We start from the raw sequence: 20,033 nt of genomic DNA, 5'->3' as shown, positions 1-20,033 counted from the left end.
GCCATGCCGGGGGTCGGCGGCCGTCAGTGCTCGCGCTGCAGCACGTCGGCCACGGTGTGGCCCGGCTGGATCATCCGAGTCTCGTAGGCCAGCACGACGAGCTGGACGCGGTCGCGGACGCCCAGCTTGGAAATGGCCCTGGTGACATGGGTCTTGGCCGTCATCGGGCTGATCACCAGCCGCGCGGCGATCTGCTCGTTGGAGAGTCCGGCCGCGACCAGGCCCGCCACCTCGCGTTCACGGGACGTCAGCACGGCGAGGCGGTCCGGGAGCACGGACGGAGCCACGGTGGGCCGCTGCGCGAACTCCTCGACCACCCGGCGGGTCGCGCTCGGCGACAGCAGCGCATCGCCCCCGGCCACCGCGCGGATCGCCTGCCGAAGGTCTTCCGGCTCGATCTCCTTGCTGAGGAAGCCGCTGGCCCCGGCGCGCAGTGCGGCGAACACGTACTCGTCGGTCTCGAAGGTGGTCAGCACGATGACCCGGCATCCGGCCAGGCCCGGATCGCCGGTGATGGTTTCGGTGGCGGTCAGCCCGTCGGTTCCCGGCATCCGGATGTCCATCAGGACGATGTCCGGACGCAGGGCGCGCGCGGTCTGCACCGCCTCGCCACCCGAGGCCGCCTCCCCCACGACCTCGATGTCCCGACTCCTGCGCAGCAGGCTGCGGAATCCGGCCCGCACCAGGGACTGGTCGTCGGCGATCAGCACCGTAATGGTCATGGTCAGTAGCTTGGCACAGGTATCACGGCCCGGACGGAGTAACCGCCGCGACCGTCGTCCGGTGCGGCGGGACCAGCCGAAAACGTACCTCCGAGGGCGGAGACACGCTCCCGCATTCCGCGGACGCCGTATCCGGCGCTCGCGTGCGGCGCCCCGCCGCTGCCGTCGTCGCGGACCAGGACATCCACCACGTCCGGCCCGCATCGCAGGGTCACGTCGACGCGTCCGCCACCGGAGTGCCGGATGGCGTTGGTCAGCGACTCCTGCACGATCCGGTGGACCGCGAGGGCCACCGGCGCGGGGACGGCCTCCGGGTTGCCGAAGATCTCGATGCCGGTCTCCAGGCCGGCGGCCCGGGTCTGGGCGAGGAGGTCGCCTATGCCCTCCAGCCCGCGTTCCGGGGCGAGTTGCATGGCCGGCCCCGCCGCGTCGGAGGGGTCCCGCAGCACACCGAGCAGTGCGCGCAGATCGTTGACGGCCGTGGTCCGCACCCGCTGGGCGGTGTCCAGGGCGTCCCGCGCCTCCTCGGGGGAGTCCTCCATCGCCTCGACGGCGACCCGGAGTTGCACTCCGACCACGGTGAGGGTGTGGGCGACCACGTCGTGCAGTTCGCGGGCGATCCGCAGCCGTTCCGCCTCGGCGCGGCCACGCGCCGTCAACTCCCGCTCCCGGGCCTTCCGTTCCAGACCCGCGGACAGCTCTGCGCGCCAGCGCCGCCAGTTGCGGTACGCGGTCGCGGCGGCGAGCACCAGGCCCAGCCACAGTGTCTCCGCGCCGAGCCCGGCGACCACCTCGCGGGTCTCCGCGCCCGCCACGAACAACTGCCAGTTGGCGGCGAAGGCGACTTGGAAGACGCCGACCGCGACGGCGAGCGCGGGCCCCGAGCTCATGAGCCGGCGAAGGCGCCCTCGCACGGGCCGCTCCGACGCCGCCACCACGAAGTACGCGGCGGAGGCGGGCCAGATCCAGCCGGCATCGAACAGGTCTGCGGCCCGGCAGGCGATCACCATCTGGACACTGACCAGCAGCGCGGCCAGCGGCCACCGCCACCCCGCCAACAGCGCCAGGGCGAGTCCGGCGGCGAGCGGGGCCGTCCCGGCCACGGTCGGGCCGCTGCCCGCCAGCGCCTCTCCGGTGAGCACGGCCACCGCCGTCGCGGCCGCCAGGGAGATCACGGGCCGTCCCGGCGACGCCCACGGCCGGCTCGGACGCGTGCCTCGGCCGTCGACGACGTCCTCCCGTGCCGTGGGCTCGTCAGCGTACGACTCTGTCGGCTCTGTAGCAGTCCGTTCCGCGGTCATCGGGCAATTGTGCCTACCCGCACCGCCGTTCACCTCGTACGCCGCGTCGCGGGGCGGGAGACGGCGACCGCGGCGAGCGCGACCCAGAGCAGATCTGCGCCGAACGCGATCCGCTCGACGAGCCCGACCACGGTGGGAAACCCACCGATCGACAACGACGGCCCACCCATCACGTCGCCCAGAAACACCACCAGAACGGCCGTGGAGATCAACGAGAACCGCGAGACCACCCGCAGGAGTGCGGCGCCTCCCGCCCAACGGGCCGCGAGCCTGCGGTGGAGCAGGAGCGCGGCAAGCGGCAGCGCCACGAACGCAAGGGTGGCGGCCATGCCGTGGACCATGTCCGCGGGCGACGGCTGCCCCCACAGCCCCGGCGGGTCGGCGGGAAAGATCCCGGCGACGAACACCCCGGCGGCCCACACCACGAGCGCGACCCGTCCCGTCCGGCACACGTCGGTGCCCCGCAGCCGCGCCGTGCTCGCCGCCGAGGCGACGCCGATGGTGAGCAGCGCGGCCGTGATCAGCCAGCCGTGGTTCCCGTTCACGTACCGGCTGATCACCTCGGTGACCGGACTGTATGCGGGGTTGACCAGATCCGCGGCGACGATAGCCGCCGCCGAGGCGGCGACGGCGGCGGCAGGCCACAGCGCGAGGCGACGGCCCGGGGCCGTCCTCGTCGTGCGGCCGCTGCCCTGACGGGAGAACGATTCGGTCTGAGTCAGCATGGAGTCCTGCCTTCCGTTGGGGTCGGCCCCTCCCCCGCCGGCCCGGTAACCGGCGGGCCCGGCGTACGGAACGGGCGTCGGACCCGGTCCCGAGCCCGACACCCTCAAGCTAGGAACCCGACACCCTCACGTCGTCGTCCACGGGCGGTCACCTGCGCCTGCGCCTCTGGCGCACGCCATACACCGAACGGTGTATGCCGGAGCGGGGACGGCTCCCGGTTGTGGACGTCTCCTGAGGTTCGGCGCGTGGGACTCGGTCGCCGCCGTGTCGATCTCGGGCCGGTAGCGGGCGAGGCGCCGAAGCAGCTGGGCACGCCAGATCGCCGCGTCGCCGACCGCGCCCAGGAGCAGCGGCATACCCGCATGGACGAAAGTGCGGTTCCGTGCCTGCGGCACCCTGGTCATGAACTCCTCCCGGGCGGCCCGTTCTTCTCGGTGCCACCAACGGTGGAGCCTCTCCATGACCGCGCTCAGCGGGCAGTCGATATGCCCGAGTACACAACTCGCCATGATGCGTGCGTCGCATCGGCAGACACGGACCGCGCGGTGAGCGTGAACGGCTTGGATCGGCCGGTAGCCGCGTAGGCAGCGAGGCCAGAGACAGGGACAGGGACAGCCACACAGTTCAAGGCCTGGAGGATGACGGCGGGCACGGACATGCCCCAGCACTCGCTCCGGTTCAGCGATCGTTTTCGTGACATGAACCATGGGGATGGAGTCGACCACCAGGCCCTGGTACGCAAAAGCCCTCAGTGGGAGCGGACGCCATAACGACACCCCCTCTCCAGATCGCACAGCACACGCGAACCTCCCCGAACCGCTCCCACCCGCGTTCAACCTCTCGATGCAGCCCCCAACAGCCACCACCGAAAGCCGCATACCACCCACCCGGAATCGGAACTGGGGTCAAAATTTCACATGGCCCCATAACCCGGATTCCAGCCAAGGGGACGCCGCTCCCGTCCCCACTCCCACTGGGAGCGACCCCTTCCAGCGCGAAGAGCTCAAGCCCTTACCCGCAAAGCCACCCATGGGACGGGAGCCGCCGGTAACAACCCGGGGTCGGACGTGAACACACGCCCAAGGAATCGAATATGTGCGCATCGGCCCGAGTGGGAGCACACAGGCAAGGGGACAATGGGAGCCTGCCCTCACTCGCCGCGCCCCCAGTGGGAGCGCGGGAGCAACAGAAAAAGGGCCGTTCGAAAACGGCCCTTCACCTGCGACGTTCGATCGTTCGAACTGTCGGGACGACAGGATTTGAACCTGCGACCTCTTGACCCCCAGGTACGGACACTCCCAGCCGAGTTCTTGAACGCCGCTTTGCGCCGTTGCAAGTTGCTCGCGGCGACTGCGTGGAAGTTCACGGACCACATGCCCAGCGTTCATAGTTCGACGCTCTCGACAGAGGTTGCTGGCTGCTTCTCACGGTTCGCGGCTTTAGCGAGCCGTCAATTCTCGCCCCGTTCTGCAGGCTTCATGAACTGTCGACCGGCATCGCACCCACTGGGCGCCGTTGCCCAACGCCAGGCACTGTCGCCTGACGCTGCGAGCAAGAGGATGTCCTTGACTCACATTGGCCTCCACTGACCACACGCCCGCGCAAGCCTCGGGCCCGCCTCCGTCCCTCAAACCTGCACCAGCCCCGTTGCACGACGATGATGATGCCAGTAGGGGACTCTTCCTCCGACCGGACCTACGCACGAGGTCGCGAGATTCGACCTGTCACCCAAGTCGGCATCAGCCCCGACACGCATTGAGCACCAGGCAGGCGGACCACCCCAGCCTCCTGCAGGCCATGCGTGGCTGGTGACTACGAACGTCGCAGGTCGTGCACCGCACCACTGGGGGTTCGTCCCAAGTCTGCAGTGCGCGGCGACTCAGCCTCATCCGCCCGGCGTTGCTCTGCCACCCAGGCATTGAAGCGGTCCGCGTTCTTCTGCTCTTCCTCGGGTGCCAGCCCCTTGGCCGCCTGGAACGCCTCGCTTACCCGTGCACCGACTGCGTCCATGTAGACATCGGAGAGCACAGCTTCGCGCAAGCTGAGGTTCCCGGAGAGCACACCCCTCGCCATCTCTCGAACGGTGTCATCGACCTTTGGGTTGGATGCCAGAGCGCGCATCGCACGCAGAACATCCTGCGCGCGCTCCGGCGATTCGACGTCCTCCAGGTCCGCGGGATCGACCTCGCGCTTCTCCTGACTCGCCGTCACCAGCAATTCCCCTCTCGCCCGTCTACCTGCTCTGCGACTGCATCACTGTATGCATCTGCCTCGCAGGCGTCCCACTCACGCCCCTCCTTGCCCTCACGACCCCCTATTACCGTATGTTCGATCAACGAACGTACGAACGGGGGAAGCTGATGGGCATCACCCTGCCAGGCTGGGCAGACGAGGCCTTGGACATCATCGGTGTTTCGTGGCCGAACGTAGACGAGGACGACTACCGCGAAATGGCCGTGGCCATGCGGGAGTTCGCTGATGCGCTCGACAACGGAGCCATGGACGCCCACCAGTTGCTGAACGACCTGATCGGCAACAGTGAGGGCGCGGCTGTCGAAGCCCTGTCGGCCCACTGGTCCAAGGTCCAGGGAACCCACTTGGCGAATCTTGGCGAGGCAGGTCGACTGACCGGCACAGCCCTGGACGCGGTGGCCGTCCTGATCGAGGGCGCGAAGATCGCAGCGATCGTCCAACTCGGTATCCTCGCCGCCGAGATCGCTGCTGCCGCAGCAGCTGCGCCTTTCACCCTCGGCCTGTCCACCCTGGGGGGCCTGGCCGGGACGGTGGCCACCCGCACTGCGGTGAAACGCATCTTCAAGGAGGTGTGCGAGCAGATCGCCGAGCAGATCGTGAACACAGCCATGGGGCCGGTCTACGAGGCACTTGGCTCGATGGTCGGCGATCTCGCCATCCAGGCGGCCGGCAACGCTTTGGGCACACAGAACGGCATCAGCGCCTCCCAGGCCGCCAAGGCCGGAGCGGACAGCTTCAACGCGGGCGTCGACTCCGCCAAGCAGTCCGGCTCCATGGAACTCCTCAACGCCGAAGGCTCCTCCAGCGGAGGCACGTCGGGTGGAGCAGGCGGTGGTTCGGGCAAGTTCAGTATCGACCTGGACGCCTTCGACTCCGCCGGATCCAAGCTCAAGAACATCGGCGCTGACCTCGGCTCCTCCAATGACGACAAACTCGGCCGCGCCAGAAATGCCCACGGCCGCACCCGCGGCAAGGACGCCCTCGCAGACGCCGCCAACGCAGGCCTGGACACTGTCATGGACGGCATCCAGAAGGGTGCCAAGCGCCTGGCCAGCCACCTCGACGACACCATGCCCCGCGGTCTGAAGAGGATGGCCACCAATCATCGAGAGAACGACAAGAATGTCGCCCTGTCACTGGACAAGCTCGGAAAACGGGGCGACAAGAGCCCCACGTATCTCATGTCGGACAACGGGTCCATCCAGCGCCTGCACAGCAGCGGAAAGACCTCCGAACTGACACAGGACGACCATGCACGCCTGGGGCTCGACAGCGCATCCATCGGACGCCCGAAGCCGGGGGAACGGAATGCCAGCCTCAAGACCAAGGCCGAGGGAAAGACGGATCCACGTCAACGATCCGATTCCCAGCAGGTCGCCCTCGGAAGCACCGACCTCTCACGCGCCACCCAACTTGCACGGCACGCAGGAAAAAGTTACGGCGGCCACAAGAAGAACGGCGACTTCCAGAGCAACAACTACGCCGCAGCACGAGTTTCAGGAAGCGGCGACGCCGACAATTTCGTACTGGTCGCACGAAGCAATGGCTTCCGACATTCGGAGCGAATGATAGGAACCCCTTTCCTGAGACAAGGAGACGGGGACCGAATAGGCGAGATGTACACGGAACGAGCCCCGTGCGCAACCGGCGCAAATTGCAGTTCGTGGATAGCTGAAAGATTCCCGAACACGGACGTCACCCACAGCGTCGAATACGGAGCCACCAAGGAATCTCGAGCTGCAGGAAATTCAGCCATGGAGAACTATCTTGACCAGCTCCGTTCAAAGAGATAGGATCCTGCGGTCACGGATGAAAATGGAGCGACATGAGCAGCCCGCTAACTCGAAATGAAATGTTGACCGTCTTTTCCGAAGACGAGTTGATGCTACCGAGCGAGGAACTCCTGGGAGAGATTCCAGACGTCGACTCCAGGGAGGTGCTGCGCACGCTTGGACTCCCCGTCTGGGAGAACCCATGGTTCGACATGGATGACGAGGTCTCTGAACGACTGCAGAGCGTCGCCGGCTGGGACGTCGGCCTTTCGGATCGGTTTGATGAAATTCCACAGGGTGCCGAAAGGTGGATCTCGCTCGGGACAATCCCGTACGACGACATCGCATTCGACGCGTCCACCGGGGTGGTCTACTGCCTCTCCGATGAATCCGGAATCTACCCGTTCAACAGCAGCCTCCGAAACTTCATCCACTTCCTTTACCTGCTGCAGTCGGAACGACCGAAATTCGACATCGAACACCCAAGGTATGAGCAGGAGGGCGAGGACGACCCGGAGATGACGCGCCGCCGAGTCAAGGACGCCATGGAAGAAATCGACCCCGCAGCGCTGGAGAATCCGGATTCCCGCTGGCATGAAGTCCTGGACTACATCGTCGATTCTGAACTGCATTACTGATACCGCACGACAGGATCACCCCGCGTACGCGCGACACTCCAGATAGGAAATTCAATTGTCAGGCGCTAGCATGCGGCATTTCGGCGCAGCGGCAAATGGTGACCCCTTCGACACTCCCAGCAGCGTGCTGCGGCTCGGGCAGCTTGCGCTGCCGCTCCGTGTGGGGCCGTACTTCGCGACGCAGGCCGAGGAGCCCGTGTTGCTCGGCGACTATGCGGCATCCGTGGGCCGGGAGGTTGTGCGGGACGAGTGTCGCACCTGGGCGCGTCTCGGAACCGACCAGGGATTCGAGTTGTGTGTCGACGCCCAGGGGGCAGTGCGGGCCGTACTGCTGGATTGGGAGGAGGAGTTCCGCTACGTAAGCTCCTCTCCCGGGGCATTCGCCGCAGCACTGTCCGCGCTGGATCAGGCACTGCGATTCATCCTGGCCACGGATGAGCCCCAGCAGGCCGGGCAGGCCTTCGCGCACCTCGAGGAGCGGCTGCGCAGCATCGATGCTCCGGCCTTCGCCGGGCGTGAGAACTGGTGGCCGCTGGTCCTGGACGACATCCGGGACACCGCAAGCGTCGAGTGGTTCACCGCCTTCGAAGTACTCAATGGGCAGGACGAGAAGCAGATCGTCACCGCCTCTGGCGGTATCGGCATTCACCCCGAAGAAAAGCTGTGGGAGCAGCTGCACGCGGCAGGCTTTGAGGCCGAACAAGTGCTGCGCATCCACACGGAGCTGCAGCCGTGCTTCACGCCCGGACACTACTGCTCAATATGGCTCGGTCAGGTCTTCCCCGATGCGCAGATGACGCACAACTTCCCCTACGGGGAGAGCGCCGACTCGCGGGCCGAGGGGATTCGACAGCTGCGTGAAGCCGCCACACAGCAGTAGAACAACAGCATCAAGACAGCAGCAGTAGGGGGAGCGCACGGTGCAAACGGACAGCCAGATCGTCGATACTCAGGCGGCGCAGGCGCTGTTGGACTGGGCCACGGGCGACACATCTCGGTTGTGCCAGGTCACCGGTGCGCGGGGCAGCGGCAAGAGCCAACTGCTCGCCCATTTCCTGGTCAGCTCGGGCAGTACCCCGGGCACCGTCGTCCATGCCACGGTCCCGGCCAAGGGACTGCATGTCGATGGTCTGGCATGGGAATTGGGCCGCCAGTTGGGCTACGGGCCGCAACCGGTACACGGTCTCGTCGATCGCGTGGCCGCCGATCCGCGCCCGCTGCTGATGCTCGTACCCGATCTGCACCTCACCCGCGATCCGGCAGCCGTCGTCGCGGACCTGCTCGATCCGCTGCTGCGTGTGCCACAGGTACGCATGGTCGTCGAGAGCGACGACGAAGCGCTCTTCGAGGAGGCGGCACACGTCATCGTCCTGGGGCCCGGGGCGTACGAACCGCCCCGGCCGCAGAGCGACTTCGCCTCGCTCCTCGCCACGGTCCCGCGCACCGCTCACCAACGTCCCGACTGGGCCAACACTCCTCGCAAGGACCGCGAGCGCCTCTTGGACCAGGCCCCCGACCAGGAGGCGATACTGGGTCTGCTGAGTGACCCCGAGTTCCTGCTGCACGGTCCGGCCACCGCGATCAGCGCCACCCTCGCCGATCCGAACACCCCTGCCCCACCCAGCTTGCGCGCCGTGTGGGCCCTGGTCGCCCCGCAGCTCTCCGCCCTCGAGCACGGCACCACACAGCGCGCCGCGCTCCTGCACACCGCTGCCCTCGCCCACGACGCCACCCTGGCCAACTCCTTGCACTCACTGGCCCAGGAGCATCCCCTGCATGCCGTGTGGGGGCGCTGCGGGATCCCTGTCACGGCCCTGGCCTCGCTCGCAGGGGGCACCGTAGCCGCCGCCGACCCGCTCGGTTCCCTGCACACTCTGGACCCAAGCACCGGTCATCACACCGGAACCCTGCCCGCAAAGCCCACCGCCCGCCCACATCAAATGGCCGCCGCGCGGCTTCTGTTGGACGAACAGGGCACCCTCCTGCCCACCACGGGCGATGCCCCCGTCGCGGACGCCATCGCCGCCTATCACGGACAGGCCGCCTTCGCCGCCGATCCCGTGCGCCCCACTGCCCTGGGCAGCGATCCGTCCGCGGCCACCGCCGTGATCGGAGACGACCAGGGCGCCGTCCATGTCTGGCCCCTGGCCACCTACCAGCCGCTCCCGCACACCACGCGGCTCCACACCACACCCGTCACTGCCACCACCTGCCTGCACCTGACCGACGACAAGGTGACTCTGGTCTTCTCCGCCGGCATGGACGGGACCGTACGGCTGTGGGGCCTGGGCAGCGAGCCGATGTCTGACCCCATTGAGCGGCGCCCCTCCGTTGCTACCGCCCTCGCCGCCACCAACACCCCAAGCGGTCCGGTCCTGGCCGCCGCCTGGAACGACGCAGAACTGCACCTCACCAACGTCCTGACGGGCCGGATTCGCACCTTCCCCCTTCTCCAGGAGGCTTCAGCCCTCGCCTTCACCCCCGACGGACTACTCATGGTCGGCGGCCCGAACATCACGTATGGCCTGCGGATCTCTCCTGGATAAGCATCAAGGCGACCGCCCTTCTTTCGATATGCCGTCTCCCCCACCCAGCGCTGGAAGGCGCGCTGAGGAACCTGAGACACGAAGTGACGGGTGAGCAGCATTGTGGATGGCTGTGGGGCAGAGTCCTCGTCGGGTTGGGGTGCGACTGTCCGCCCGCAAGCCGGCTCCGATTGCGGGGCACTCACACCGGCTCCATTCGTTCGGCCGCGCACACCCCCGACATGTGGGGGCTCATGGAGATGGAGCACGTCCATACAGCAGGCGAAGCGGAACTCCTGCTCAGTCCTGAAGTCGGAGCGTGTCCCGCTCGGAAATTCGATTCCGGCTCTGGCTTGCAGCTTCTCCACGCGGGGCAACGGCCTCAGTGGCACCTGGGATGATCCTTCGATGTCGCTGTCGATCGTCACTACCCTGGTCCGGAATCTGATCGAGGTGCCTTCTGCCGTACTCCGCAGCCGCGTGGCCAAGGACGCAGAGGTCCTCGCGTTACGGCATGAGAACGCGGTGCTGCGCCGTCAGACTGCCCGCGTCCGCTACGAGCCCGCAGACCGAATCTGGCTTGCCGCGCTCTCGCGGTTCGTCCCGCGCGAGCGCTGGCGCCAGGCCTTCGCGGTCACCCCCACCACACTGCTGGCCTGGCATCGCCAACTCATCGCCAGGAAATGGACGTTCACCCGACACCGCCGCCCCGGAAGACCCTCCACCGCGCCCGCCGTCAAGCAGCTCATCTTGCGCATGGCCCGGGAGAACAGCAGCTGGGGCCACCGCCGGATACAGGGCGAACTCGCCCGCCTCGGCTATCCGATCGCCCCGTCCACAGTCTGGGAGATCCTCCACGCAGCCGGCATCGACCCCGCGCCGCAGCGCTCCGGCCCCACCTGGCGGCAGTTCCTGACCGCCCAGGCCCACGGCATCATTGCCGCCGGCTTCCTGCACCTGGACACCATCTCGCTCGAGCGCCTGTACGCCCTGATCTTCATCGAACATGGCTCCCGCCGCGTCCACCTCGCCGGCATCACCGCCCACCCCACCGCCGCGTGGACCGTTCAGCAGGCCAGGAACCTTGCCATGGCGCAGGGGCACCGGTGGGATTCGCTGCGCTTCCTCCTCCGGGACCGGGACAGCAAGTACACCCGTTCCTTTGACGCCGTCTTCGAAGCCGACGACATAAACATCCTGCTCAGCCCGCCGCAGGCTCCCAAAGCAAACGCGATCTGCGAGAGAGTCGTGGGCACCCTCCGCCGCGAGCTCCTCGACCGCATGCTGATCTACAACGAGGCTCACGCTCGCGCAGTGCTGGTCGAATACATCAGGCACTACAACGGGCACCGTCCCCACCAGTCCCGGCAGCAACTGCCCCCGGCCAGCGCCGAACCAGCCACCCCGGCCACCGTCACCAACCTCCAGGCCCACCGGATCCGGCGCCAACGCCTCCTCGGAGGCCTGATCAACCAGTACGAGAGAACCGCCTGACTGAACGGACTCACCCCAGCTCACAGCACCGAATCGTATTTTCGAGCGGCACTGGGCATCCTCGCGCCGCAGCCGGCGGCGCGGGGCTCCAGTGGAGTGCCCGGCCCATTCGGCACACCCGACCAGGAGGCGAACCATCCCGGACCGCTTTACGGCAGACTGTCGACGTCCAAAGCTGGCCGGCCGAGCAGGATGCGGGTACGGGCCTCGCCCGGGCGGTGACCCGTCTCCCTGTGGATCGCCAAGGCCTCGTGGCCGATTCGTTCGGCGGCTGCGCGGTCCCCTTCCGACCGGGCCACCGCGCACAGCGCCGTCAGGGCCTGCCCTTCCACCACGCGGAAGGAATGATCGCGCGCGATCTCGACCGTCAGCTCGGCGTGTTCACGGGCTTCTCCGTGCGCGCCCCGCCGTTCGTGGGTGAGGGCGAGTCCGAGGATGCAGTCCGCCTCGGTCCTTCGGTGCCGGGCCTCGCGGGCCAGTTCGAGGGCTCGGGTATGGATGCCGATGGACCGGTCCGTGTGTCCGAGACCGCGGTGTGCGGCGGCGATCGTGTTGAGGATCGTAGCCCGGACCCAGGGCCGGCCCGGACCGTGGACCATTCCGTAGGCCTGCTCGGCCTCGCGCAGGGCCTCGTCGTATCGACCGAGGTCGACATGGATCTTCGCCAGGGCGTCGAGCATCATGGCACGGCCGTTGCGATAGCCGGACTGCTCGTCATGATCCGTACTGGGGCGAAGCAGAGCGAGGCCCTCCTGATATCGGCCGAGCTCGTGATACACCGCGCCGAGGAACTGTACGGCCAGGCTGTCGTCCCACCAGCTGATCCACTTTCTTTGCTGGGCCGCGAGTGCGAGATGGCCGACGGCTTCGTGCAGCCGCCCCAGGTCCCGGCAGGTCATGCCCATTCCGAGGTGTCCGAATGCCGTGATCTGGCGGTATTCGTCGTCGCGCACCGCGTCCAGCGCGGTGCTGAAGTTCTCGTATGCGGATTCGAGACTCGCCATGCTCCATTCCACGAACCCTCGGCCGCCTCGTGCCGCAATCTCGGCGGCGGGCCACTCTGCCTTGCCACCGAGCTCCATGACCTGCGCATGGTGCGCGAACGACTTTCCGGCCTGCCTCTTGTCCCAATGGATGATGCCAAGAATGCTGTGCATGACCGCTTGGCCGAGCAAGTCACCTTCGGCTACCGCCGCGTCCAGCCCCGCCACCACCGCGTCCAGCCACGTGGCCCGCGGAAGATGGATCCAGAAGTAGCCGAACAGCCCGCTGTTCAAGTGCCAGGCGCCGTACCGAGGCCCGTGTCGTCCAACGTGGTGGATCATCGCGAGGAGATTCGCGCGCTCCGCCTCGAGCCACTTCTCGCCGTCGACCGTGGACGGAAGGCCCTGAGCATCGGCCGCCCCCCGACTGTCGTACAGCTCGGGGGCGAACCAACTGCCCGCCGCCGCGTGGGTGGCATGCAGATACCAGGTGAGAAGCCCGCTCAGAGCGGCCTCCGCGTCGGCGTCGGACTCGTCCTCCACGGCGCGTTCCCGCGCGAATTCCCGAAGCAGGTCGTGGAAGCGGTACCGGCCCGCGGTCACGGGTTCGATCAGATGGGCCGCTGTCAGGGTGCCGAGAAAGCGCCGGGCCTGGCGTGGTGATGTGGCCAGAAGTGCCGCGGTGGCCTCGGCCGTGAACTCCGCACCGGGGAAGAGGCCGAGCAGGCGGAACGCACGCCGCGCAGTGTCGGGAAGTCTGGCGTACGACGCGGAGAACGCCGCTCGCAGCAGCGAGGTTGCGGCACGGTCCGGTTCCAGCGCCTCCAACCGATTGCCCTCGTCGAGCTCGGCGACCAGGTCGGAGAGGCGCAGACCGGGGTCGCCTGCGAGTCGGGCGGAAGCCACCCGAAGCACCAGCGGCAGTCCGCCGCACCGGGCGATCAGGGCGTCGAGGGCGGCTGGTTCGGCGGTGAGCCGTTCGGCGCCGAGTATCGCGCGGAGCAGTGTGTGCGCCTCGGCCGACGCCAGAAGATCGAGGGACAGGGCGCGTGCGCCGTCATGCGCGACGAGTTCACCGAGCCGATTCCGGCTCGTGACCAGCACACAGGAGGACCCCCCACCCGGGAGCAGCGGGCGCACCTGTTCCGCGGAGGCTGCGTTGTCCAGCAGGATCAGAACACGTTTCCCAGCCAGGAGTGACCGGTAAAGGCGTGCCTGTGACTCGGCGTCGGCGGGAATCTCCGATGCTCCGAGGCCGAGGCTGCTCAACAGCGCCTCGAGGGCCTCGCCGATGCCGAGCGGCGGTCGGTCGTGGTCGAATCCGTGCAGGTTCACGGACAACTGTCCGTCCGGGAAGCGGGAACGCACCCGGTGGGCCCAGCGCACGGCGAGCGCCGTTTTCCCGATGCCGGCAGAGCCGCCGATGGCGGAAATGACCACTGCGCCGGACAGCCCCTCGTCCGCGTCGGCGGGAAGCAGCTCGTCGAGAAGTGCGAGTTCCTCGGAGCGTCCGACGAATCCTGCTACGTCACGCGGCAGTTCAGCCGGCTGCAAGGCGACGTTGCCGCGGGCAGTGGATTCGGACGGTCCGGCGTTTCCGATGAGGTAGGTGTCGTCCTTGCGCAGCACCGCCTCGTACACCCGGCGGAGTTCCTCGCCGGGGTCGATGCCGAGGTCGTCCCGAAGGCGTGCGCGCATCTCGTGGTAGGCGTTCAGCGCGTCGGCCTGACGCTCGCATCCGTACAGCGCACGCATGCGCGCCGCCAGCAGCGCCTCGTCGTAGGGCGCGCATGTCCCGAACGCGCCGATGTCGTCGAGTGCCTGGTGGAAGCGGTGCAGCCGCACCAGGCAGTCGAGCCGCTCGAGTCGGAGAGCGCGTCGGCGGTCCAGGAGTCGTTCGCGCTCGTCCCGCAGGAAAGGTCCGGGCAGGCCGGCCAGGGGCTCCCCGCGGAAGAGCGAGAGTGTGGACGTCAACTGGTCGAGTGCGGCGGGCAGGTCGCCGGTCGCGCGGATACGCGAGGCCGCGTCTCCTCGCTCCGCCAGGTCGGCGAGATCAAGCCGCACATCGTCCGGTGCCATGCGGTACCAGCCCTGCCCACTGTGGATCACCGACCTGTCAGGTGGAGTGCCCTCGTCATCGAGAAGCCGACGGAGTGGGTTGATGTAACTGGGGAGCACTTTCACTCCGGTCGGGGGCGGTTCCGTTCCCCACACGTCATCGAGCAGCCGCTCGTGACTGACCCTGACTCCGTCACGGAGCAGCAACGCGGCAAGCACCGCCTGACGCTTGATCGGACCGAGCTTCAGTGACGTCCCGCCCCGCCAGGCTCGCAACGGTCCGAGGGCCTCGATCCGGAGCCACTCGGGGCCGCCTTCCGCCGCCCACATGTCCTGCCTCCGCTCGCTGGATCATTGGGAATTCAACAGCATTTCAGCACGGCCGATCAGAGTCGGCGGTACGTCATCGCACAACCCGCACAACCGGATTGCGCGGGCGATACGGGGGCGGTGTCGTGCGCGTGCGGACCGCACCTGCGAGATTCGAGCGAGGGGACGCCATGACCGAGATGCTGTCACTGCCGGACCTGTCCCACGCGTCGTGGAACCGCAGCACCTTCCCTCCGCCGACACAGGGGATCACGGAAGTCGCCGCGCGAGAGCGTTTCGGGAACTGTCTGAGCACCTTCGCGGCCAAGCCTGATCTCGGCCCGGGCCGGCAGCAGGGCTCACGGCTCTACGTCTACCGCTCCGGGGTCATCGTGACGGCACCAGGGGATTACGTGGGTGCCTACGCGTGGGAGACCATGCGCGTTCTTCAGTACCCTCCCTCCGTCGAATCCGGGGCGGGCTACCGCAGTTGCACTCTCATCGACCCGCACGGAAACGCCGTGGCGCTCGGTCCCGGTGGCCTCTACCTCACCCGCGCCGCGAGACGCGAGTACGGCATCACCTCGGCGGTGCAAGGCTCCCGGATTCTCTACCCGAGCGAGTGGGGCCCGTACATTCAAAAGGCAGTTGCCGCCGCACAATTGAACCCGACGCTGCTGCGCATGGCGCGGGGCGAGACGATCGACTTCGGCCCTCTGAAGGCTGACCGAATCGGACTGCACGACTCGGAGAAGTCAGTCGCGTGGCAGGACATCGCCGACTTCGACCTGTCGCACAGAACTCTGACCTTCAACTCCCCCTGCATGCGGCCGGTTCTGGCCGCGACGGACACGTACAAGATCGTCAACATACATCTGTTCCTCACGCTCTGCCGGACCCTGACCCCCTGATCACCACCCTCGCGATCGGGCCGCCGGCCGAGTCCACGCTCGGCCCCCTTCGGCTCGCCCTTTCCCAACAGACCTTCAGCACAAAGCTGTCGAGCCCGTACCCGGACTCGTACTCACGGCACATCACCGCGCCTCGGACGCAGAATCCTGACGCCCCACAACGACCGGCGCGATCACCACGACAGGACAGACATGGCGAGCAGCACCGAAGACGACAGCGAGAACTCGAACGAGAACCTCGACGGCAACGAACTGGGCGACACCCAGCACGAGCTCGACCAGCCACCGGGACAACACATCTGGGTCGGTGGCGACAGCAGCGCACCCGTGATCGCGGGGAATCACATCGCGTACATCGGCGCGGAGAACGGTTCCACGGTGATCGTGCGGCTCGAAGGCGAACGCCCTCGCCCGAGGCGCCGCGAACGGGTCGGCCTGCCTCCTCGACGGCAGAACGAGCCGTTCGGTCGTAGCGCCGATCTCGCCGCGATCCGCACCGCGCTGAGCGAGGGAAAGACGGTCCAGCTCTGGGGCCCTGCCGGCACCGGAAAAAGCGCGCTGCTACGGTACGCAGCCCTCGAACTCGACGCAGGACCCGACGGAATCCTGTTCCTCGATGCCTCCGGACGTGAGCCCGAGGACCTGGGCCAGGACATCTTCGAAGCCTGTCACGAGACCCACGGATACGCCCCACCGCGCGCCGTCCTGCGCGACTTCATGCAGGGCATGAAGGTGACGGTGTACGTCGACAACGCCGACTACGACGCGGAGCAGCTGAGCACGGTCATGGACGCGGCACCGCACGCCACGTTCGTCTTCGCCGGGCGCGAGAACTCGCTGCTGGGGCCCGACGTCCGGTCACAGCAGGTCCAGGGGATCGACCGGACCGCCGCGGTACGGCTCCTGGAATCGGCGCTGGCCCGCCCGCTCGACGCGGCGGGCGGTCAGGACGCGGCCGAAGCTCTGTGGGAGGCCACGTCCGGCATGCCGCTGCCGTTGCTGCGTGCGGCGGCAGCGGCCCGACTCGACCCGTCGGGCCGGACCGAACTCCCCAAGCCCGGCGCGGTACGGGAACTGCTGCCCCTGCTGTTCGGCCGGCTCGACGGCCCCGCGTTGCGTGCCCTGCACCTCCTGGCGACATTCGGCGACGCCGCTCTCGCCCCGGCGCACATCGGAGCCCTGAGCGGGATCCCGGACCCGGAAGCCCTGTGCGAGAAGCTAGTACGACTTGGCCTGGCCCAGCAGTCGGGCCCCGGCTTCCGTACGACCTCGGACGTGGTTCGGGCGTTGAAGCAGCGCGAGGGATTGGTGCCGTACTCGCTGGAGCGGCTGTGCGGCTATTTCGCGGAGTGGGCAGCGCGGCCGGCGACCGAAGCCTCCCAAGTGGCCGCTCACTCACGGGTGTTCGAAGTGATCGTGGAGATCGCCGAGCGTTCGGGACGGGCCGATCTGGCTGTACGGGTCGTACGTGCGACCTCCCCCACCCTCGCCCGCTCCCTGCGCTTCGGCATCTGGGGACGCCTGCTCGACCAGGGACTTCCGGCAGCACGCCGGGGCGGGGACCGCCGAGCGGAGGCGTACTTCACCCATGAGCGGGGCATCCGGAGCATCCTGACCGGCAACCGCGTTCTCGCGGCGACGCTCCTGGCACAGGCGGTGACTTTGTGGCGATTGCTGGGCGACGACGATGCTGCCGATACCGCGGTGGAGATGGCCCAGGCGCACGCGGGGAACACAGCTCCGGCACCCGATACGCAGACGAGTACGGAGGGGTCGTCCCCCGCGGACACCCCTTCCCAAGGCGACGCGAGCCCACCGGCGGACGGGGGTAGCCCACCATCCGAGCCCGACGCGACGCCCGGTCCGGACGCGGGTTCCACGGGGGCGAATCCGCCGCCCGCCGAGCACGCGAACCCCGCCGGGCCGGATGCACCACCGCTGCAGGAGGTAAGTGACGCCCCGGCATGGAACACAGCTCCGGTGCAGGACACAGGCTCCGTGCCACAGGATCCGACACCCCCATCGGACACGGGATCAGCGGTGCAGGATCCGACGTTCTCGCAGTCCGTACCCGAACATGGCCTGCCCGTCGATCCCGGAACAGCCTCGACCGCGCCTGGAACGCTACCGCCCGGCCTCGGTGAAGGTGCGACCGCCGCCGGTACGGGGACCGCACACGCCGGCACCGCCGTCGCCCTCAAAGTGGCCGCGGTGATCGCCTCCGTTGCCATCGGCACAGTTGCCGTCCAGCAAACCTGGGATTCCACTTCTCCAGGCCCGGACTCGCCGGCCGCCACCGTCACCATGCCGGGCACAGGGATCGACGACGAAAACCTCGCGGACGCGGCCTCCGCGACACCGGAGCCCGAACCGACCGGCCTGGCAGGCCGGTGGCTGCACAGTGAAGGCGGCGGGCTCGAATTCGTCGACGCGGGCTCCGGGAGTTACACGGTACGGGGGCAAGACATCTGCGGCGATACGACCACGGTCGAGTTCACGGGCAGCGGCGACACGTACACCTCCACCGGTCCGCTGTACGACACGGACGACGGCTCGTGCGGAGATGTGATCGGCGAGGTCACTACGACGATCACCGTCGCACCGGATGCCGACACCGCCAAGGCCACCCGCGTAATGACCTCAGCGGTCTCCGACGGCGTGACCTGCTACGACTGCACGCCCTTCACCCTGACCCGCCTGTAATAAGCACGACGAGGAGTCCCCCGCCCCATGACGCAGAAACCCGTCAACCACAACACGGTTCGCATCGGCCGCGACTCATCCAGCCCTGTCGCGGCCGGCGAGAACATCCACATCACGGTGGCCCAGGGCATCGAGACCTCCAGGACGGGCTCAACGTCGCGGGACACCGCTGACAACAGCGACGCGTCCGTCCGGGCCGACCGCAACGCCGCAACCGACGAGCCGGCGCGTCGTGGTGCGGCGGTCACCCACCATCGCGCCACGGCCGGGGACGTGGGCCCGTCCTTCCCCGATGCCACCCACATCACCGGCACTCCGCCCGAACCCGATCCACAGTCGGGCCGCGACGACGCCGCGGATTCCGTCGGCACCCCGCCAGTGCACCACCAACGCCGTTGGAAACTCGGGCTCATCACGGCAGTCGCCGTCTTCGCTGGACTCGCCGGAAGCCTCAACGACGGATCGGACGTGTTCACGAAGGTCGGAGCACTATTGGGTTGGTAGGGACCTCGACCGGCGGACCCCGGCCAGGAAGACGAGCACGGCGTGGGGCAGCAGCACGGCGGGAGACTTCCACCCCACCGAGCACGCTCCACTCAGTCAGTTGCTTGCGAAGGGGAAGACGTGCTTCCGATAGACGTCCTACTGGCAGCCGGCCAAGTGGGAGTCCGGGTCCCGGGCCGACGTTGCCCCTGCCGAAAACTCATCCGTCCTGGTCGGAGCCAGTGTGCGGACGGGCATCTCCGCCAGCGGGCACCGCGAAATCCTCGGGCTGATGGTCGGCACAGCGAGTCGAAGCCGTTCTGGACGAAGTTCCTGCGCAGTCTGCGGGCCCGCGGCCTGGACCAGGTCCAGCTCGTGATCTCCGATTCGCACAGCGGTCTGGTCGCCGCGATCCGCACTGTGTTCCTCGGCTCGGCCTGGCAACGCTGCCGGGTTCACTTCGTGCGCGACGTCTTCTCAGTGATCGAGAAGGGGCTCGGCGGAGATGGTCGCCGCGACCATCCGCACGATCTTCGCGCAGACCACCGCCGACCAGGTCCGCACCCAGCTCGACGTCGTCGCGGACATGCTCGGACGGCAATTCCCGCAGGTCAAGACGATGCTGCTGGAGGCGGCCGGAGACATCACCGCGTTCGCAGACTTACCGCCGGCGCACTGGAAGAAGATCTGGTCCACCAACCCGCTGGAACGACTGAACCGGGAGATCAAACGACGGGCCGACGTCGTCCAGGTCTTCCCCAACCCCACCGCTCTGGACCGGATCGCCGCCGCGGTCCTGGCCGAACTCCACGACGAATGGCAGGTCTTCGACCGCCGCTACCTCTCCGAAGGCTCCATGGCCGGACTCTTCGCCGACCAGCCGACCTCACCACGACAGGTTCCCGCACAACCGGAACCCCATGAGCTGGACTGACTACACCACTTCGTGGGACACCACCGAATATGTGCGCATCGGCCCGAGTGGGAGCGAACAGACAAGGGGACAGTGGGAGCACGCTCCTACTCGTCACGCTCCCACTGGGAGCGTGGGAGCAACAGAAAAAGGGCCGTTCGAAAACGGCCCTTCACCTGCGACGTTCGATCGTTCGAACTGTCGGGACGACAGGATTTGAACCTGCGACCCCTTGACCCCCA

Annotated in this window: 13 protein-coding genes and 1 pseudogene; 9 read left to right on the top strand and 5 right to left on the bottom strand. The window is 67.7% G+C overall.

Annotated elements, in window-relative coordinates:
* Window positions 1-23: 23 nt before the first annotated feature.
* From ACFV9W_RS37775 to ACFV9W_RS37760, 4 genes are all read right to left on the bottom strand, one after another.
* Window positions 24-722, bottom strand: a complete 699-nt coding sequence (locus ACFV9W_RS37775) for a response regulator (RefSeq protein ID WP_385770393.1) — start codon at window positions 720-722, stop codon at window positions 24-26.
* A 2-nt stretch (window positions 723-724) separates the two neighbouring features.
* Window positions 725-2,023, bottom strand: a complete 1,299-nt coding sequence (locus ACFV9W_RS37770) for a sensor histidine kinase (RefSeq protein WP_385770390.1) — start codon at window positions 2,021-2,023, stop codon at window positions 725-727.
* Window positions 2,024-2,052: 29 nt separating this feature from the next.
* The gene (locus ACFV9W_RS37765) at window positions 2,053-2,748 is read right to left on the bottom strand and encodes a DUF998 domain-containing protein (protein ID WP_385770388.1); all 696 of its coding nucleotides are present in this window, start codon (window positions 2,746-2,748) and stop codon (window positions 2,053-2,055) included.
* Between the two features lie 1,813 nt (window positions 2,749-4,561).
* Window positions 4,562-4,960, bottom strand: coding sequence for a hypothetical protein (locus ACFV9W_RS37760; RefSeq protein WP_385770386.1), 399 nt, complete (start codon window positions 4,958-4,960; stop codon window positions 4,562-4,564).
* Window positions 4,961-5,109: 149 nt separating this feature from the next.
* Here ACFV9W_RS37760 and ACFV9W_RS37755 point away from each other — a divergent pair, with 149 nt between their 5' ends.
* The 5 genes from ACFV9W_RS37755 (at window position 5,110) to ACFV9W_RS37735 (ending at window position 11,431) form a co-directional block, all read left to right on the top strand.
* Window positions 5,110-6,795, top strand: coding sequence for a nucleic acid/nucleotide deaminase domain-containing protein (locus ACFV9W_RS37755; RefSeq protein WP_385770384.1), 1,686 nt, complete (start codon window positions 5,110-5,112; stop codon window positions 6,793-6,795).
* A gap of 32 nt (window positions 6,796-6,827) precedes the next feature.
* Window positions 6,828-7,412, top strand: coding sequence for an SUKH-4 family immunity protein (locus tag ACFV9W_RS37750; RefSeq protein ID WP_385770382.1), 585 nt, complete (start codon window positions 6,828-6,830; stop codon window positions 7,410-7,412).
* A 70-nt stretch (window positions 7,413-7,482) separates the two neighbouring features.
* Window positions 7,483-8,292, top strand: coding sequence for a nucleic acid/nucleotide deaminase domain-containing protein (locus ACFV9W_RS37745; protein WP_385770380.1), 810 nt, complete (start codon window positions 7,483-7,485; stop codon window positions 8,290-8,292).
* A gap of 40 nt (window positions 8,293-8,332) precedes the next feature.
* On the top strand, window positions 8,333-9,958 hold the full coding sequence (locus ACFV9W_RS37740) for a WD40 repeat domain-containing protein (RefSeq protein WP_385770378.1): 1,626 nt from the start codon (window positions 8,333-8,335) through the stop codon (window positions 9,956-9,958).
* Window positions 9,959-10,345: 387 nt separating this feature from the next.
* Window positions 10,346-11,431, top strand: a complete 1,086-nt coding sequence (locus tag ACFV9W_RS37735; RefSeq protein ID WP_385770376.1) for an integrase core domain-containing protein — start codon at window positions 10,346-10,348, stop codon at window positions 11,429-11,431.
* A gap of 149 nt (window positions 11,432-11,580) precedes the next feature.
* On the opposite strand, the gene ACFV9W_RS37730 is transcribed toward ACFV9W_RS37735, so the two are convergent.
* Entirely contained in the window at window positions 11,581-14,802 is a 3,222-nt protein-coding gene (locus ACFV9W_RS37730) for a BTAD domain-containing putative transcriptional regulator (protein ID WP_385770374.1), read from the bottom strand.
* A gap of 170 nt (window positions 14,803-14,972) precedes the next feature.
* Between ACFV9W_RS37730 and ACFV9W_RS37725 the strand changes: the two genes are divergently transcribed.
* The 4 genes and pseudogenes from ACFV9W_RS37725 to ACFV9W_RS37710 all read left to right on the top strand — a co-directional run.
* Complete coding sequence (locus ACFV9W_RS37725; protein ID WP_385770372.1) at window positions 14,973-15,692, top strand: hypothetical protein; 720 nt, start codon at window positions 14,973-14,975, stop codon at window positions 15,690-15,692.
* A gap of 192 nt (window positions 15,693-15,884) precedes the next feature.
* Window positions 15,885-18,395 carry an ATP-binding protein gene (locus ACFV9W_RS37720; protein WP_385770370.1) on the top strand — a complete coding sequence of 837 codons (2,511 nt, stop codon included), beginning with the start codon at window positions 15,885-15,887 and terminating at the stop codon, window positions 18,393-18,395.
* 27 nt (window positions 18,396-18,422) lie between these two features.
* Complete coding sequence (locus ACFV9W_RS37715) at window positions 18,423-18,899, top strand: hypothetical protein (protein WP_385770368.1); 477 nt, start codon at window positions 18,423-18,425, stop codon at window positions 18,897-18,899.
* A gap of 223 nt (window positions 18,900-19,122) precedes the next feature.
* Window positions 19,123-19,812, top strand: a pseudogene (locus tag ACFV9W_RS37710) (IS256 family transposase); the annotation flags it as partial.
* Window positions 19,813-20,033 lie beyond the last annotated feature (221 nt).

The sequence above is a fragment of the Streptomyces sp. NPDC059897 genome (assembly GCF_042730865.1).
Classification (GTDB): Bacteria; Actinomycetota; Actinomycetes; order Streptomycetales; family Streptomycetaceae; genus Streptomyces.
This window is presented reverse-complemented; position numbering and strand designations above follow the sequence as displayed.